Source organism: Streptomyces sp. Wb2n-11 (genome assembly GCF_001049855.1).
Taxonomy (GTDB): Bacteria; Actinomycetota; Actinomycetes; order Streptomycetales; family Streptomycetaceae; genus Streptomyces; species Streptomyces altiplanensis.
On sequence record NZ_CVPB01000001.1, the window covers coordinates 735,815 to 752,500 of the forward strand.

12 protein-coding genes, 2 rRNA genes and 3 pseudogenes (1 of these 17 running past the window's edge) are annotated in these 16,686 nt (G+C 68.8%); 11 read left to right on the forward strand and 6 right to left on the reverse strand.

Annotation, left to right across the window (positions count from 1 at the left end; translation table 11 throughout):
* Nucleotides 1–64 precede the first annotated feature (64 nt).
* Entirely contained in the window at nucleotides 65–1,603 is a 1,539-nt protein-coding gene (locus BN1555_RS03220; protein WP_093797668.1) for an RNA polymerase sigma factor, read from the forward strand.
* 624 nt (nucleotides 1,604–2,227) lie between these two features.
* Here BN1555_RS03220 and BN1555_RS03225 read toward each other — a convergent pair.
* A complete protein-coding gene (locus tag BN1555_RS03225; protein WP_093797670.1) occupies nucleotides 2,228–2,551 on the reverse strand; it encodes a hypothetical protein in 324 nt (107 codons plus the stop codon).
* 134 nt (nucleotides 2,552–2,685) lie between these two features.
* On the opposite strand from BN1555_RS03225, the gene BN1555_RS03230 reads away from it, so the two are divergent.
* The 6 genes from BN1555_RS03230 to BN1555_RS03255 all read left to right on the forward strand — a co-directional run bounded on the left by BN1555_RS03230 (nucleotide 2,686) and on the right by BN1555_RS03255 (nucleotide 7,976).
* Nucleotides 2,686–3,108, forward strand: coding sequence for a DUF350 domain-containing protein (locus BN1555_RS03230; RefSeq protein WP_093797672.1), 423 nt, complete (start codon nucleotides 2,686–2,688; stop codon nucleotides 3,106–3,108).
* A gap of 380 nt (nucleotides 3,109–3,488) precedes the next feature.
* The gene (locus tag BN1555_RS03235) at nucleotides 3,489–5,057 is read left to right on the forward strand and encodes an ATP-binding protein (protein WP_093797674.1); all 1,569 of its coding nucleotides are present in this window, start codon (nucleotides 3,489–3,491) and stop codon (nucleotides 5,055–5,057) included.
* Nucleotides 5,054–5,461, forward strand: a complete 408-nt coding sequence (locus BN1555_RS03240; RefSeq protein ID WP_093797676.1) for a roadblock/LC7 domain-containing protein — start codon at nucleotides 5,054–5,056, stop codon at nucleotides 5,459–5,461. Before BN1555_RS03235 ends, BN1555_RS03240 begins: the two co-directional genes overlap by 4 nt.
* Entirely contained in the window at nucleotides 5,458–5,823 is a 366-nt protein-coding gene (locus BN1555_RS03245; protein ID WP_093797678.1) for a DUF742 domain-containing protein, read from the forward strand. Before BN1555_RS03240 ends, BN1555_RS03245 begins: the two co-directional genes overlap by 4 nt.
* Nucleotides 5,804–6,403: a GTP-binding protein gene (locus tag BN1555_RS03250; RefSeq protein ID WP_093797680.1), complete on the forward strand. Its 600-nt coding sequence runs from the start codon at nucleotides 5,804–5,806 to the stop codon at nucleotides 6,401–6,403. Before BN1555_RS03245 ends, BN1555_RS03250 begins: the two co-directional genes overlap by 20 nt.
* Before the next feature lie 34 nt (nucleotides 6,404–6,437).
* Nucleotides 6,438–7,976, forward strand: a complete 1,539-nt coding sequence (locus tag BN1555_RS03255) for a cytochrome P450 (protein ID WP_093797682.1) — start codon at nucleotides 6,438–6,440, stop codon at nucleotides 7,974–7,976.
* Here the strand turns inward: BN1555_RS03255 and BN1555_RS03260 are convergent.
* A complete protein-coding gene (locus tag BN1555_RS03260) occupies nucleotides 7,951–9,009 on the reverse strand; it encodes a terpene synthase family protein (protein WP_093797684.1) in 1,059 nt (352 codons plus the stop codon). The genes BN1555_RS03255 and BN1555_RS03260 overlap by 26 nt on opposite strands.
* 326 nt (nucleotides 9,010–9,335) lie before the next feature.
* Between BN1555_RS03260 and BN1555_RS03265 the strand changes: the two genes are divergently transcribed.
* The 4 genes and pseudogenes from BN1555_RS03265 (at nucleotide 9,336) to BN1555_RS03280 (ending at nucleotide 12,630) form a co-directional block, all read left to right on the forward strand.
* Entirely contained in the window at nucleotides 9,336–10,262 is a 927-nt protein-coding gene (locus tag BN1555_RS03265) for a TetR/AcrR family transcriptional regulator (RefSeq protein ID WP_093797686.1), read from the forward strand.
* A gap of 64 nt (nucleotides 10,263–10,326) precedes the next feature.
* Nucleotides 10,327–11,199: pseudogene (locus tag BN1555_RS03270) on the forward strand (3-keto-5-aminohexanoate cleavage protein).
* Between the two features lie 106 nt (nucleotides 11,200–11,305).
* Nucleotides 11,306–12,197 (forward strand): annotated as a pseudogene (locus BN1555_RS03275) (3-hydroxyacyl-CoA dehydrogenase NAD-binding domain-containing protein).
* A gap of 1 nt (nucleotide 12,198) precedes the next feature.
* Nucleotides 12,199–12,630: a thioesterase family protein gene (locus tag BN1555_RS03280; protein ID WP_093797688.1), complete on the forward strand. Its 432-nt coding sequence runs from the start codon at nucleotides 12,199–12,201 to the stop codon at nucleotides 12,628–12,630.
* Nucleotides 12,631–12,637: 7 nt separating this feature from the next.
* Here the strand turns inward: BN1555_RS03280 and BN1555_RS03285 are convergent.
* The 4 genes and pseudogenes from BN1555_RS03285 to BN1555_RS03300 all read right to left on the reverse strand — a co-directional run.
* A pseudogene (locus BN1555_RS03285) lies at nucleotides 12,638–13,888 on the reverse strand (alpha-L-fucosidase).
* Nucleotides 13,889–14,023: 135 nt separating this feature from the next.
* The gene (locus BN1555_RS03290; RefSeq protein ID WP_093797690.1) at nucleotides 14,024–14,989 is read right to left on the reverse strand and encodes a YihY/virulence factor BrkB family protein; all 966 of its coding nucleotides are present in this window, start codon (nucleotides 14,987–14,989) and stop codon (nucleotides 14,024–14,026) included.
* Nucleotides 14,990–15,109: 120 nt separating this feature from the next.
* A 5S ribosomal RNA gene (gene rrf / locus BN1555_RS03295) occupies nucleotides 15,110–15,226 on the reverse strand.
* 75 nt (nucleotides 15,227–15,301) lie between these two features.
* A 23S ribosomal RNA gene (locus BN1555_RS03300) occupies nucleotides 15,302–16,686 on the reverse strand (it continues 1,740 nt past the right edge of the window).

Below are 16,686 nucleotides of genomic sequence, written 5' to 3' on the forward strand. Positions count from 1 at the left end.
GTCGCGCCGTCCATTACGTCATGCGACCTCGCCTCGTCATCATTTTTGCTACGAGAGGCTCCTCGTGTCGGTCAGTCCGTCCCGCCCGTTCCCACAGGAGATTGCGGAATCCCCTTCCCTCGTCGCGCTCATCGAGCGCGGCAAGGAGCAGGGTCACATCAACGGCGACGACGTACGCCACGCCTTCGAGGCGGACAGCATCCCCGCGGACCAGCTGAAGCGGGTGCTGCGCAGCCTCAACCAGGTCCTCGACGAAGAGGGCGTGACGCTGATGGTGACCGCGCCCAAGGCTCCGGCCAAGGCGCCCGCCAAGCGTGCGCGCAAGACCGCCGCGAGGGACGAGGAGAAGCGTCCGGTCAAGAGGACCGCCGTCAAGAAAATCGTCAAGAAGACCGCTTCGGCGGCCTCGCCGGCGGCTCCCCCGTCAATATCGGTAATGGGCTCCGCCGCTGACGAAGAGGCCCCCGCGGCCCCGGCGAAGCGCGCCGCCAAAAAGACGACCGCGAAGAAGACCGCGGCCAAGAAGGCCGCGGCCTCTCCCGACGAGCCGCAGCCCGACGCCTGGTCCGAGGACGCGGTCGCCGGTGACGACGCGGACGAGAAGCCCACGAAGCAGCCGCAGCAGGGTGACGGTTACGTCCTGTCCGACGAGGACGAGGACGACGCGCCCGCGCAGCAGGTCATGGTCGCCGGCGCCACCGCCGACCCGGTCAAGGACTACCTGAAGCTGATCGGCAAGGTGCCGCTGCTCAACGCCGAGCAGGAGGTGGAGCTCGCCAAGCGCATCGAGGCGGGTCTCTTCTCCGAGCACAAGCTGGAGGAGGAGGACGAGCAGGACCCGGTCTTCCGGCGTGAGCTGGAGATCCTCGTCGAGGACGGCCGCCGCGCCAAGAACCACCTGCTGGAGGCCAACCTCCGCCTCGTGGTCTCGCTGGCCAAGCGCTACACGGGCCGAGGCATGCTCTTCCTGGACCTGATCCAGGAGGGCAACGTCGGTCTGATCCGCGCGGTGGAGAAGTTCGACTACACCAAGGGCTTCAAGTTCTCGACGTACGCCACCTGGTGGATCCGGCAGGCGATCACCCGCGCGATGGCCGACCAGGCCCGCACCATCCGCATCCCGGTGCACATGGTCGAGGTCATCAACAAGCTCGCCCGCGTGCAGCGCCAGATGCTCCAGGACCTGGGCCGCGAGCCCACCCCGGAGGAGCTGGCCAAGGAACTCGACATGACCCCCGAGAAGGTCATCGAGGTCCAGAAGTACGGCCGTGAGCCCATCTCGCTGCACACCCCGCTGGGTGAGGAGGGCGACAGCGAGTTCGGTGACCTCATCGAGGACTCCGAGGCGGTCGTCCCGGCCGACGCGGTCTCCTTCACCTTCCTGCAGGAGCAGCTGCACTCGGTCCTGGACACCCTCTCGGAGCGCGAGGCGGGCGTCGTGTCCATGCGCTTCGGTCTGGCCGACGGCCAGCCCAAGACGCTGGACGAGATCGGCAAGGTCTACGGCGTGACGCGTGAGCGGATCCGCCAGATCGAGTCCAAGACCATGTCGAAGCTGCGCCACCCGTCGCGCTCGCAGGTCCTGCGCGACTACCTCGACTAAGAGGTCCCGGGGCCTTCAGGCCCTGAAAACCGGCTTCGGCGCCTCGGGCGGATCATCTCCCGTGGCGCCGAGCCGCGTTCGGGCCCGTGGCCGGCCCGCGCGGGCGTCCACGGCCTTGCGCTCCCGCACGGCCGGCTCCCCGGCGCCCGATCCGATCGCCGCCAGGGTGCCGAAGCCGTACTGCCTCACCCGCCCCCACGGCTCGGTGGCCCCGGTCGGCGCGAGACCTCCGTGAGGAAAACGTTGTCGGGCGTGCCGTCGCGAACCACGCCCGGTGTGCGGGTGACGGGCGTACGGTCGGCCGGAGGGCACCGGTCGCCTGCTCCGGGCCGGTGGCGTGCCGGTCCCGCAAGGCGTCCGGCTTCGCGGCGGGCAGGGGGGACGAGAAGGGGCGCAGCGGCCCGCCCCGGACGGACGAGAGCGGGAGAGCTGAGCGCGAGGGCGCCGGCGGGGGAGTGGGTTACGGCTGCCATGCGGCCTCCCGTGCGGTGGAGTGTGCGCGGTCCTGGCCCTGATCGGTTCCAGGAGCCGGACTCAGGGTCTTGACGATGAGTCGTCAAGATCACCCATGCCCGCCGCTGCCGCCCCGGACGCACCGCCGGAAGGGTGCGCGGAGGCGACCGGTCACGGAATCAAGAACACGTCCGCCGCGACCGCCCCCGCCAGGCCCGCCACCAGCAGCCAGGTGCCCAGGCGCGTACGCCCACGCCGGCTGAGCTCGATCACGCCCCCGCACAGGATCAGCGCCAGCCCGTACACCCCGACGACCAGGACCGACGACCGGCTCGCCAGCCGCACCACCAGCACCGCCGCCACCGCGACCATCAGGACCGAGGCCGCGGCGACGCGCATCCGCCTGGCCTGACGCGGCGCGAGGCCGCCGGTCCGTACGGGCGGGGGGCCGTCCTCGCCCTGTTCCCGGGCCCGTTCCTGGTCAGCAGCGCTCATGAGTTCGGATCGTAATCGCTCTTGCGGGACGCCGCTGCGCCGCCCCACAACCCGTCCGGCCGCTCCGGCAGCCCGTGCGATAGGTTTTGCCTCTCCTCGACCACGAACGACTTCACCTGCGGAGACTGGGACCAATGGAAGACATCGTCAACGGACTTGGCCGTTCCGCCGCCTACGGCGCCGTGGGTGTGGTGCTGCTGACCCTCGGCATATTCCTGGTGGACGCCCTGACGCCGGGCAAGCTCGGCCGGCAGATCTGGGAGGAGCGCAACCGCAACGCGGCGCTTCTGCTCAGCTCGGCCCTGCTGGGCATCGGCGGGGTCGTGTTCACCTCGATCTGGACGACGTACGACGACTTCGGCAAGGGGCTCGTGTCGACGGCCGCGTTCGGGGTGCTGGGACTCGTGATGATGGCGATGGCGTTCCTGGTCGTCGACCTGGTGACGCCGGGGAAGCTGGGCGAAACACTGGTCCAGAACGAGCCGCACCCGGCGGTGTGGGTGACGGCGTCGTGCAACATCGCGGTGGCGGCGATCATTTCGGCGTCCATCGCCTGACCCGTGGGGCGGGGCTTCCCCCGCCCTCCCCATCCTCTCTCCGCCCCGTCCCGCCTCTCCCCTTCTCTCCTTCTCCCCTCACCTTCCACCCGTACGCCGAAGGCCGCCCCCGCCACCGCGGGGGCGGCCTTCGGCGTACACAGGTCCATCCATCACCCGTTCGGTTACTCCTTGCTCACCACTGCGAGCCCAGTGTGCAAAATTGGCGAGTCTAAACCGTCGGCAAGGCCCGTGCAGAGGGTTGCGTGAATATGCCGTCGCACTGATCCGGTCTGACTAAGCTCACTCGAAGCGCGCCGAGTTGATATGAAATCACGCACTTGTTCGCAAGTGTCTTGATAGTTCGAATACATCCCCGCATCGACCGCCAGAGGGTTTACATGGTTCGTGTTGAATCACCTCCGACTGACCGAGAGTCCCCCTTCTTCCGCGCGCTTGTGCCACCCGCCCTCCTGATGGCCGCGGCCACCGTCGCCGCCTTCTTCCTCGTACCGGAGCCCGCCCGGATACCGGTCGTCTGGTTCGGTGCCCTGGCGACCGTGGTGGTGACGGCGACCGCAGCCGAAGCCGTCCGCCGCGGCCGGGCCGTGCGCGCGGAGTACGGGAAACGCCTCGCCTTCCTCGAACAGCGCGTCACCGGACACGACGAGGAGACCCTGCGGCTCAGCAAGGAGCTGCTGCCGAACGCCATCCACCTCCTCCGCCAGGGCCAGTCGCCCGCCGAGGTGATCCGGATGGCGGTGGACGGGGACCCGGCCTACCGCGACCTGCGCGATCCGCAGCGTGCCCTGGTGCGCTCCGTCCTGGAGATCGTCGACACCGAGGAGGCGATGCGCGACTCCGCGCAGCGCGCCTTCGTCAACATCGCGCGCCGCGTACAGGCCATCGTCCACCAGCAGTCCAGTGAACTGCGGATGATGGAGGAGGACCACGGGCGCAACCCCCAGGTCTTCGACGACCTGCTCCGCCTCGACCACGGCACCTCGCTGATCGGCCGGCTCGCCGACTCCATCGCCGTACTCGGCGGCGGTCGCCCCGGGCGCCAGTGGCCCAACCCCGTGCCGCTGTTCAGCGTGTTGCGCGGCGCGATGTCCCGCATCCTGGAGTACCAGCGGGTCGACCTGCACTCGATCGCCAAGGTCGCCGTCATCGGCACGGCCGTCGAACCGCTCATCCACGCCTGCGCCGAGCTCCTCGACAACGCCACGCGCTACTCGCCGCCGCAGACCCGGGTGCACGTCACCGCGGTGGAGGTGCAGACCGGCATCGCCATCGAGATCGAGGACGGTGGCGTCAGCCTCAGCGAGGAGGCCCGGGGCCGGGCCGAACGGATGCTGGCCCAGGCCCAGGCCGGCATCGACCTCAACGACCTCGGAGAGACGCCTCGGCTCGGCATGGCCGTGGTCGGCCGCCTCTCCCAGATGTACGACCTGAAGGTCTCGCTGCGCCAGTCCGCGTACGGCGGGGTACGCGCGGTGCTCATCGTGCCGCGCGACGTGATCACCACCGGCCCCGCCCCCGGCATCGCCCACGGCATCGGCGCCACCGCGGTCCCCCGGCAGGGCCCGTCCGGCCTGTCGAGCGCGGAAGAGGCACGCATCCCCAGGCGCAAGCTGCGGCCGGCCGCCCGGCCCGAACGCCCGGTACCCGCCCCCTCCCCCGCCCCTGTCCCCGTCGCCAGGCAGGAGGACGTCCCTGAGGTGACCGAATGGACGGCGAACGGGCTTCCGCAGCGCCGCAGCCGGGGCCGCGCACCGCTCGGCTCCCACATGGTGCCGGCCGAGTCGCAGCCCCTGACGCCGCTCAACGGCCAGGCCAACGGCGCGGCCAAGGAACCGGAGCCGGGCCTCTGGCTCGAAGCCTTCACCAAGGGGTTCAACGGGACACCGTCGGACCCGTCGGCCGATGACGAACCTGACGATGCGTTGGACAAGGGAGATCTCAAGTGATCCAGCAGCGGGCGAATTTCGACTGGATGCTCAAGGAGCTGGCCGACGGGGTGCCGCAGGTCCAGCAGATCGTGGTCCTGTCCGCGGACGGACTGCGCATCGCCCGGCACGGCGGCGACCCCGACGTCGCCGACCGGCTCGCGGCAGCATGCGCGGGGCTCCAGAGCCTCGCCGCGGCCGTCGCCGCCGAGATCCCGCACAGCGAGGGCAAGATGCGGCTCGTCGTCATCGAAGTCGACGGCGGTCTCTTCTACTTGATGGCAGCCGGAACCGGGGCGTACCTCGCGGTACTCGCCGACGAGACGGTGGACGCGGGTCTCATGGGGGCCCGCATGCGGGACTTGGTCATCCGTATCGGAGCCCACCTGACGAGCCCTCCGCGCCATGACGGGCAGACCGTATGAGTCCGCCCCAACGAGAACGGCGACCCCGCGAAACGGGGGACCCGGAACGGCTGTACGTCCTCACCGGCGGCCCGGACGGCACGGAACGGGCCCCTCTCGACCTGGTCACGATGGTCGTCGCCCGCACCGAGCCGACACCGACGGTCCAGCCGGAGCAGGCCGCCATCCTGCGGCTGTGCCGGGCGCCGTTGTCCGTCGCCGAGATCTCCGCGTACCTCAGTCTGCCCTTCAGCGTGGTGACCGTGTTGCTGACCGACCTCCTCGCCACCGAACTGGTCGAGTCGCGGGCGCCCATCGTCCGCGCCGCTCTGCCGGACCGGTCCCTTCTCGAAGCGGTGATGCATGGACTTCAGAAACTCTGAGACGATCACCGGCCCACGCCGCGAGGACGTCCTCCCCACCACGGCCACGGCCGCGGTGAAGGTCGTGATCGTGGGCGGATTCGGGGTCGGCAAGACCACGATGGTGGGTTCAGTGAGCGAAATCCGCCCGCTGACCACCGAAGAGACCATGACGCAGGCCGGGGTCGGCGTCGACGACAACCTGGAGGGCAAGACCGCCACCACGGTGGCCATGGACTTCGGCCGGATCAGCATCAGCGACGAACTGATCCTCTACCTCTTCGGCACACCGGGCCAGGAGCGCTTCTGGTTCCTGTGGAACGGCCTCTTCGAGGGCGCTCTCGGCGCGGTGGTGCTGATCGACACCCGCCGGCTCGAAGTCAGCTTCGACGTGATCGGCCGCCTGGAGGAGCGCGGTGTGCCGTTCGTCGTCGCCATCAACACCTTTCCCGACGCACCCCGCCACCCCGTCGAGGCGTTGCGGACCGCCCTCGACCTGCCCCCCGAAGTGCCGATAGTGGACTGCGACGCGCGAGGGCGCGCTTCCTGCCGCGACGTCCTCCTGACGCTGATGCGCTATCTGCACTCCTTGTCCCTGTAACCGCCGGCCTGATCGCCCGATACCTGGAGTGACCGTGACCACCCCTTTCCACCATCTACCCGGAGCGGACGACGGGGCACTTCCGCCCCCGGGATGCCCGGCCCACGCCACCGTCGGCAGGGGCCCGGGCGGCCTGCGCAGGCTGTACGGGCCCGAACACGAGAACGACCCGATGGGCCTGTACGAGAAGCTGCGCGCCGAGCACGGCCCGGTGGCGCCCGTGCTGCTGAACGACGACGTACCGGCCTGGCTGGTCCTCGGCCACACCGAGAACCAGCACATGACCCGCACCCCGTCACAGTTCTCCCGTGACTCGCGCCACTGGCGTCTCGTCAAGGACGGCACCGTACCCCCCGACCATCCGCTGGCCCCCATCTTCACGTGGCAGCCCCTCTGCGTCTTCGCGGACGGCGCGGAACACGAGCGGCTGCGCGGCGCGGTCACCGACAGCATCGGACGCATCGACCACCGGGGCGTACGCCGCCACATCAACCGTTTCAGCAACCGGCTGGTCAACGAGTTCTGCCAGGACGGCCGGGCCGATCTGGTGAGCCGGTTCGCCGAGCACCTGCCGATGATGGTGATGTGCCAGATCCTCGGCATGGCGGAGGAGTACAACGAGCGGATGGTGCAGTGCGCCCGCGACATGATCAAGGGCACGGCGACGGCGAACTCCAGCAACGCCTATGTGATGGACGTGCTGAGGAAGCATGTGGCCCGGCGCAGGATCACGCCCGAGGAGGACTTCACCACCTGGCTCGTCGAGCACCCGGCCGGGCTCACCGACGACGAGGTGAGCCAGCACCTGCGGCTGGTGCTGATCGCGGCGTACGAGACCACCGCGAATCTGATCGCCAACGTACTGCGCATGGTGCTCACCGACCCGCGCTTCCGCGCCCAGCTCAGCGGCGGCCACATGACGCTGCCCGAGGCGGTCGAGCAGACCCTGTGGGACGAGCCGCCCTTCACCACGATCTTCGGCCGCTGGGCCGTCGGTGACACGGAGTTCGGCGGTCAGCAGATCAAGAAGGGCGACGCCCTCATCGTCGGGCTGGCCGCCGCCAATGTCGACCCGGTGGTACGGCCCGATCCGCACGCCTCGATGCAGGGCAACCGCGCCCACCTGGCCTTCAGCAGCGGACCGCACGAATGCCCGGGGCAGGACATCGGGCGCGCCATCGCCGACACCGGCATCGACGCGCTGCTGATGCGTCTTCCCGACCTTCAGCTCGCCGTGGAGGAGCACGAACTGCGGTGGCGCAGTTCGCTCCTCTCCAGGCATCTGATCGCGCTCCCGGCCAAGTTCGCCGCGCGTCCGCCGCAGGATGTCGTCAGTTCCCCGGGGGCGATGACGCGCGTGACACCGCTCCCGGACTGGCAGGTGGAATCGCCGCCCAGGGCGAGCGCGCCGCAGCCGGAACCGGAGCCGGTGCCCCGGTCCGCCCCGATGCCGGCCCCCGCCGCCTCGTCGTCCTCGGCGGCGCAGACGCAAGCCGTGATTCCGGCTCAGCGCAGACCGGCGGCACCGAAGCGGATGTGGCAGTCGGTCACCCGCTGGTGGCGCGGCTACTGACCGCCAGCTGGTCCCACCACCAGGAGATCGTCGGGAGGGGAAGCGGCTCGAAGCTGTCGTCGGCCGGACGCTGCTTCCACCACCCGTCCGGCTTGCCCTCCGAGGCCGAGGGAACGCTGTAGCGGGGACAGACGGAGGCCCAGTCGAGGTGCCCCCGGATGAACTGGCCGAGCCCCTGTACGTACCGGCGCAGCTCACTGCCCGCGTCCTCGAGCACCTGGTCGCGCAGCCGGAGGAAGAGCACCATCACGCGGTCCCGCATGGCCACGGCCTCCTGAAGGGCGTGGTGCGGATCGCAGCCGAGTTCCTGGCACAGGACGTCGATCAGATTGAGGTCGTCGTTGGCCCGCAGCAGCTCCTTGTTGCGGGAGTAGAGATCGTTGTCCCAGCTGACCAGCGTCCAGGTGATCTCGGTGAGTGCCCGGACACGCGGGTCCTCGAGATCGTCGTCGGGTACGGAATATCCGGCGACGATCTCGATCATCGCGGTGGAGGGAGCCATTCCTATGGCCCTCATCCACAGCGTGACGTAGTCGTCGAGCGAGGGCAGTTCCGGTTTGCGGCGCCAGGCCGCCTCCCACACCAGCCCCGAGGTGTAGACGCGCATGGCGTCGGTCCAGCGGCGGATCTGCTGCCGGGACGCGTACCGTTCCAGCTCCAGCTCCAGCCGGAGTGAACACAGTGCCGCCGCGTGCGGCGACTCGTCCGGGCGGTGGGCGGTCGGGGCCTCTACGGCCCGTACGATCCGGGCCGTCTCCTGGGCGAGGGAATCCGCGGTGGCATAGGCCTCGTCGCACACACCGTCGTCGAACGAGAAGAGTACGGCGTGGAACCTGGCCATCAGGGCGAGCGGGCCGGGCTGCCCGTACGGCATGGTCGAAGCCGTCAGACCGCCGAAGTCGCAGAGTGCGAGTCGCCCGCGCTGATGATCGTCCGCGTCGAGGTTCTGCTGGAGCATCCACCGGACGGTCAGGTCGTTGAGCGCCTGGGCCGACGGGTGGATGACGGACGGGACCGGGCAGTAGAAGGGCATGGTCGGTAATGGCTGACCCAGTCGACGTGGCGAGATTACGGTCATGCTCGGCCTCCTGTTGAGTACCTGCGTACGCTGGAGCGCATATGCTCATGTTCAACCGTCAATAACAATGCAACTGGCCTTTGAGTGAAGCAAGTTGACCATCTGCTGACCAGAGTTGCAGAAGTTTGCTTCCACTGCTGCGCCGGATGGGTTTTCACGGTCCATACAGGTGACTGATGCGCCAGTCAGCATCTCGGCAATGGGATTAAATCCTTACGGTGTGCGGGTGTGCCTGATCCACGCGTTGTGATGCTCTCAACACACGGGTACGGTGGCCGACCATGCAGCCAGAGCCAGGAGTACGAGTCGGTGACTGTGGCGGCGAGGTCGCCGAGCGAGTGCGTCAGGTGATCGGCGCCGCCGGCGTGAGCCAGCGCGAGTTCGCCCGGCGGATCGTCATGGACCCCTCCAAGCTCTCGCGTTCACTCAGTGGAGTCCGCCGGTTCACCGTGGCTGAATTGGCCCGTATCGCCGACACCGCCGACGTGGACGCGGGCTGGCTGCTCGGATCCCGCCCCGAGGCCCCCGCCAAGCCCTCCGCCGCACCGCGCGACCGCACCGCGGCCGTCGCCGCGCCCCGGGGCGGCAGGCCGCTCCAAATCGTGCGGGAGACCGTACGGCTGATCGCGGAGCGCGGCTTCCATGCCGTACGGGTCTCCGACATCGCCGAGGCCTGCGCCACCAGCACCGCCGCCATCCACTACCACTTCCCCGGCCGGGACGAGCTGCTGGAAGCGGCCGTGCGCTGGTGCATGGACGAGGACACCGCCCGCCACGCGGCCCGTATCGCCGATGCCGGAGACACCGGTGACGCCGCGGACGAACTGCGGCAACTGATCGAGCTCCAGACGCCGTACACCGAGCAGCAGCGGTGGCAGTGGAGCGTCTGGCTCGACCTGTGGGCGGAGGCGGCCCGCTCCACCGCCGTGGGCCGGCTGCACGTCGCGTACTACCGGCAGTGGCGTGCGACGGTCGCCGACGTCCTGCGGCGCGGCATCGACCAGGGCGTCTTCCGCCCCACCGACCCGGACGCCGCCGCGCTGCGGCTGACCGCGCTGATCGACGGCCTGGCCACCCAGGTGCTCGCCGCCGCACCGGTCACGGAAGCGGGCGCCGCACCGGTCGCGGGCACCAGCCCCGAGGACATGCAGGCGGCGTTGCTCGCCTACGTGGAAGCCACCCTGTCCGCCCCCGACCACCGCGGCTGAACCGAACCCCTTACATCCCCCCACCCATCGCCCCCCACTCCCGAAGGAGGGGCTTCCGCATGCCATGAACCAGGAAGTCATCATCACCTGCGCCGGTGACACCGTCCGCAAGAGCCCGCACGTGCCGGTCTCCCCGAGCAGATAGCCCGCTCCGCCGTCGAGGCCGCCGGGGCCGGCGCCACCGTCGTGCACATCCACGTCCGCGACCCCGGGACCGGCGCCCGTCCCGCGACCCGCGGCTCTACCGCGAGGTCGTCGAGCGGATCAAGGAGACCGGCACCGACGTCGTCATCAACCTCACCGCCGGCATGGGCGCGACCTGGTCGTCGACCCCGAAGAGCCGCTCAGGCACCTCCCCGGCACCGACCTGGTGGGCGGCCTCGACCGGTTGCCGCACGTCGAGGACCTGCTGCCCGACATCTGCACGCTCGGCTGCGGCTCGCTCAACTTCGGCGACGGCAGCAACCTGTACGTCTCCACCCCCGACATGCTGCGTACGGGCGCCAGCCGCATCCAGGAGCTCGGCGTGCGGCCCGAGCTGGAGATCTTCGACACCGGGCGGTTGTGGTTCGCCAAGCAGCTGCTCGCCGAGGGGCTCCTGGACGACCCGACCGCCTTCCAGCTGTGCATGGGCATTCCGTGGGGCGTCCCCGCCGACCCGGGCGTACTCCAGTCGATGGTCAACATGCTGCCCGATGGCGCCCAGTGGGCGAGCTTCTCGCTCGGCCGGACGCAGATGCCGTGGGTCGCCCAGTCGATCCTGCTCGGCGGGCACGTACGGGTCGGCCTGGAGGACAACCTCTACCTCGGCAAGGGCAGCAAGGCCACCAACGCCCAGCTGGTGGAGCGCGCCGTGACGATCACCGAGTCGCTGGGAGCGCGCGTCGCGCCCCCCGACGAGGCCCGCCAGAAGCTCGGCCCGAAGCCCCGCGCGTAAGCCGGAGGACCGAGAAGGACCGAGAGGATCCCGACATGACTGCCACCACACCCCCGCCCCCTGCGCCCCCGAGGGCGTACGCCGAGTCGCCTGCGTCGGCGCCGGAGTGATCGGCGGCGGCTGGGCCGCCCACTGACTGGCCCACGGCTACGACGTCACGACCTGGGACCCGGCCCCCGACGCCGGGCCGAGGCTGCGCCGCCTGGTGGACACCGCCTGGCCCACGCTGGAGCAGCTGGGCCCGGCCGACGGTGCGTCGCCCGACCGGCTGACGGTCACCGCGACACTCGAAGAGGCCGTGGCCGGGGCCCAGTTCGTACAGGAGAGCGCGCCCGAGAAGCTGGAACTCAAGCGCGACCTGCTGGCTCGGCTGGACGCGGCGGCGCCCCAGGAGTCGTCATCGCCTCGTCCACGTCCGGCTACCCGGTGACCGACATGCAGACGGACGCCGCCGACCCCGGCCGCCTGGTCGTCGGGCACCCCTTCAATCCGCCGTACCTCATCCCGCCCGTCGAGGTCGTCGGCGGCGAGCGGACCGCCGCGCACGCCGTCGCCTGGGCGTCGCCTTATGCGAGGTGGTGGGCAAGCCCGTCATCACCGTGAAGCGCGAAGTCCCCGGTTTCATAGCCAACCGCCTCCAGGAGGCGCTGTGGCGCGAGGCCCTGCACATGGTCGCCAACGGCGAGGCCACCGTACGCGAGATCGACGACTCGATCACCGAAGGGTCCGGCCTGCGCTGGGCGCGCATGGGCCCCATGCTCACTTTCGCGCTCGCGGGCGGCGACGGTGGCATGGCGCACATGCTGGACCACTTCGGCCCGTCGTTGAAGTCACCGTGGACCCGGCTCGAAGCGCCGGAGCTGGACAAGGAGCTGTACGACGCGGTGGTCCCCGGCTGCGACGAGGCGGCCGGCGGCCGCACCATCACGGACCTGGTGGCACAGCGGGACCAGGGCGTCATCGACGTACTGCGGGCGACCGGCCGGCTGGAGAAGTGAGATGAGCGAGGCTTTCTACGTCCTGGTCTTCGGGTACGCGACGGACGCCATGATGATCGAGACCGGCTTGCACTCCTCGTACCGGGAAAGCACCGGCTGCTCCCTCTACACGGTCGAGGCGCACATCCGCTATCTGCGTGACGTCGCGGAAGGCGCCCACCTCGCCGTCCGCACCCGGATCCTGGACGCGGACGCGAAGAAGGCACGTTTCGCCCATGAGCTGTACGTGATCGGCACGGCGGGCGCGGCCCCCGCCCCGGACGCCGCGCCCGTGGCGACGACCGAACTGCTCGGCGTCCACGTCGACCAGAAGGCGGGCCGCGCGGCCCCGTTCCCCGACGCCGTCCGCGAGCGGCTGACGGCACTGGCCGAGGATCCTCCCGCGTGGGCGGGGCGCTCCATCGCGGCGGTCCCTTCCCGGCCGCCCGCGTGACGGGCGGTCAGTCCCGGGTGTGCTCGCGGCAGACGTCGCGTTCACCGTCCAAGCCGACGGCCGGCACCGTGCACAGCGGACCGAGCTGGTCGTCGGCCGGGTGGATGTACTCCCAGCCCGGTGCGTCACCGAGGCCGCCGACGCGCTCGTGGCGGGCCTCGGTGCCGGAGCCCAGCACCCGCACCCGCACCCGCACCCGCACCGACCGCACCTGATCACGTACGCCGCGCAGTACGACGCACTCATGGGGCCGGTCGAAGATGAAGAGGTACAGCGTGCGGGGTCGGCCGACAGGGTGGACGGGCCGTAGAAATGACCGTGCGGAAGGCCGCGGCCCGTGCCGTACACCGCCTGCTCGTGGCGGCCGGCCCAGTCCCCCAGCGCTTCGAGGCGCCGCGCCTGTTCGGGCGGGACCGTGCCGTCCTCCTTCGGCCCGACGTCGAGCAGTAGATTGCCTCCGCCGCCGATGGCCTCCGCGAAAATCCGCACCAGCTGCCGCGGTGACGTGTGGCGGGGGTCCTGCGGCCGGTGCCCCCACGAATCGTTGACGGTGAGGACAGCTCCCGCAGCCCGGCCGGCGGCTCGATCGGCACGCCCTGTTCCGGCGTGGCGTAGCCGCCGCGCTCGGTCGGGCGCCCGTTGACGACGGTGTGCGAGGGCAGGGCACACAGCTCGTCGGCCGGCTCGGCCCTGCCCCACTGCTCGGGCGTACGCTCCCACTCACCGTCGAACCACAGCAGACCGGGTCTGAAGCGTTCCGGCAGCTCGCGGATCCGGACCCGGCGGAAGGCGAGAAAGGCCTACCGCGTTCCGGCGCCTCCTGGTCGGCCGGGTCCTGGTCCGGCGGCCGGACCGTGGCGTAGTCGGGGTGCGGCCAGTCCAGGTGGGAGTAGTAGAGGCCGACCTTGATGTCCCGGCGGTGCAGGGCGTCGACGTACGGAGTGATCACCTCGTGCGCCGCCGGAGTCCGTTCGGCCACCGACAGGTCACCGGCCCCGATGTCCCACGGGGCGACGCCGTCGTGGTGCTTCGCGGTGAGGACGGCGTACCGGGCTCCGGCGCGGACGAACAGCTTCGCCCACGCGTCGGGGTCGTAGCGGGATGCGGTGAACCCGCCGAGCTGGGCCGTGTACGTGTCGTAGGGAATCTGCCCCTGGAAGAAGGACCGCGACTCGGGGCCCCCGTCCACGCTGCAGACACCCCAGTGGACGAAGGTCCCGAGCTTGGCGTCGGTGAACCGGGGCGGAATCGTCGGCAGTTCTCCTCGTCGTGGTACCAGCAGCGAACCCACTGGCCACGCGAGGGGCGGCGGGGCCGGTGCGCGGGCAAAACCATCCTCGTGCCCGCGAGGGCGCGCCGCGCCGTCCGGTGTCACCTCCCCGTCGAACGCTCCTCAGGCCCCCGGTCCGGGGTCGGGCCTGACCGGTTCGAGGATGCCGGCGCGGGCCGCTTCGAGCTGGGCGGCGAAGGCGAGGCCCAGGAAGAGCGCGATGCCCGTGAGGTTCGCCCAGAGCATCAGGGCGACGAAGGCGGTGAGCGGCCCGTAGACGGCCCCGAAGGAGCCGCTCTTGGCGACGTACAGGGCCAGCAGCCAGGTCGCCACCACCCACAGCGTCAGGTGTACGGCGGACCCGACGGCGAGCCAGGTGTAACCGGGCTGGTCACGCCGGGGCGCCCAGCGGAAGATCACCGCCGACGCCAGCAACGCCAGCAGGACACCGACCGGGGCCTTCAGCGCCCCCCACACGTCGAGCAGGGACGCGGGCCACCCGAGCGCCTCGACCAGCGATTCCCCCACCGCTTCACCGGCGACGAGGGACAGAAATCCCAGCACCATCGGTATACCGGCGCCCAAAGCCAGCAGCAGGCTCCGTCCGTACTTCATGAGGAAAGGACGGTCCCTCTCGATCCCGTAGATACGGTTGCTGCCGCGCTCGATCTGTCCCATGGCCGAGGTCAGGTTCAGTATGGCGAAGCCGAGCCCGAGCCACATCGCGACCGCGATCGACGTACTGCCGCCGGCGCTGCGCCGGGTGTCCGCGAGGGCCTCTTCGACCAGTTCGTTGCTGGCACCCGGCACGATGTGCCCGAGCGTCAGCTCCACGACCCGCCCCACACTGTCGGTGTGCACGGACGCGGCGACGCCCACGAGGGCGATGGCGAACGGCACGATACCCAGTACTACCTGGAAAGCCAGCGACCGCGCGTGGCTGAACCCGTCCGCGTACCGGAAACGGGAAAAGGCATCGAGGAACAGCTTGCGGCCTCCGTAATGCCGCAGAGCCATCAGGGCCTCGTCACCGGAGAGTTCCTCTCCGATCATGTCCCGAGTCTGGGGGACATGCACCACAGTTCCCATCGGACGCCTGCTCTCACTCAAATTTGCTGTTCGGACCAGCTCCGGTCCCGAGAATACGATCCCTGAACGCAAAAAGCCCCGGTCCCTGGACATAAGTCCAGGGACCGGGGCATAAAATTTGTTCGGCGGTGTCCTACTCTCCCACAGGGTCCCCCCTGCAGTACCATCGGCGCTGAAAGGCTTAGCTTCCGGGTTCGGAATGTAACCGGGCGTTTCCCTAACGCTATGACCACCGAAACACTGTGAAGTTGAACCAACCGGACATGGGCACGGTTCGTTACTTCAGAACAAACACAGTGGACGCGAGCAACTGAGGACAAGCCCTCGGCCTATTAGTACCAGTCAGCTCCACCCGTTGCCGGGCTTCCACATCTGGCCTATCAACCCAGTCGTCTACTGGGAGCCTTAACCCCTCGAAGGGGGTGGGAACACTCATCTCGAAGCAGGCTTCCCGCTTAGATGCTTTCAGCGGTTATCCTTTCCGAACGTAGCCAACCAGCCATGCCCTTGGCAGGACAACTGGCACACCAGAGGTTCGTCCGTCCCGGTCCTCTCGTACTAGGGACAGCCCTTCTCAATATTCCTACGCGCGCAGAGGATAGGGACCGAACTGTCTCACGACGTTCTAAACCCAGCTCGCGTACCGCTTTAATGGGCGAACAGCCCAACCCTTGGGACCGACTCCAGCCCCAGGATGCGACGAGCCGACATCGAGGTGCCAAACCATCCCGTCGATATGGACTCTTGGGGAAGATCAGCCTGTTATCCCCGGGGTACCTTTTATCCGTTGAGCGACAGCGCTTCCACAAGCCACTGCCGGATCACTAGTCCCGACTTTCGTCCCTGCTCGACCCGTCGGTCTCACAGTCAAGCTCCCTTGTGCACTTACACTCAACACCTGATTGCCAACCAGGCTGAGGGAACCTTTGGGCGCCTCCGTTACTCTTTAGGAGGCAACCGCCCCAGTTAAACTACCCATCAGACACTGTCCCTGATCCGGATCACGGACCGAGGTTAGACATCCAGCACGACCAGAGTGGTATTTCAAGATTGACTCCACACACACTGGCGTGCATGCTTCAAAGTCTCCCACCTATCCTACACAAGCCGAACCGAACACCAATATCAAACTGTAGTAAAGGTCCCGGGGTCTTTCCGTCCTTCTGCGCGAAACGAGCATCTTTACTCGTAGTGCAATTTCACCGGGCCTATGGTTGAGACAGTCGAGAAGTCGTTACGCCATTCGTGCAGGTCGGAACTTACCCGACAAGGAATTTCGCTACCTTAGGATGGTTATAGTTACCACCGCCGTTTACTGGCGCTTAAGTTCTCAGCTTCGCAACCCCGAAAGGTCACTAACCGGTCCCCTTAACGTTCCAGCACCGGGCAGGCGTCAGTCCGTATACATCGCCTTACGGCTTCGCACGGACCTGTGTTTTTAGTAAACAGTCGCTTCTCGCTGGTCTCTGCGGCCACCCCCAGCTCGGAGTGCAAGACTCGTCACCGGTGATGGCCCCCCTTCTCCCGAAGTTACGGGGGCATTTTGCCGAGTTCCTTAACCATAGTTCACCCGAACGCCTCGGTATTCTCTACCTGACCACCTGAGTCGGTTTAGGGTACGGGCCGCCATGAAACTCGCTAGAGGCTTTTCTCGACAGCATAGGATCATCCACTTCACCACAATCGGCTCGGCATCA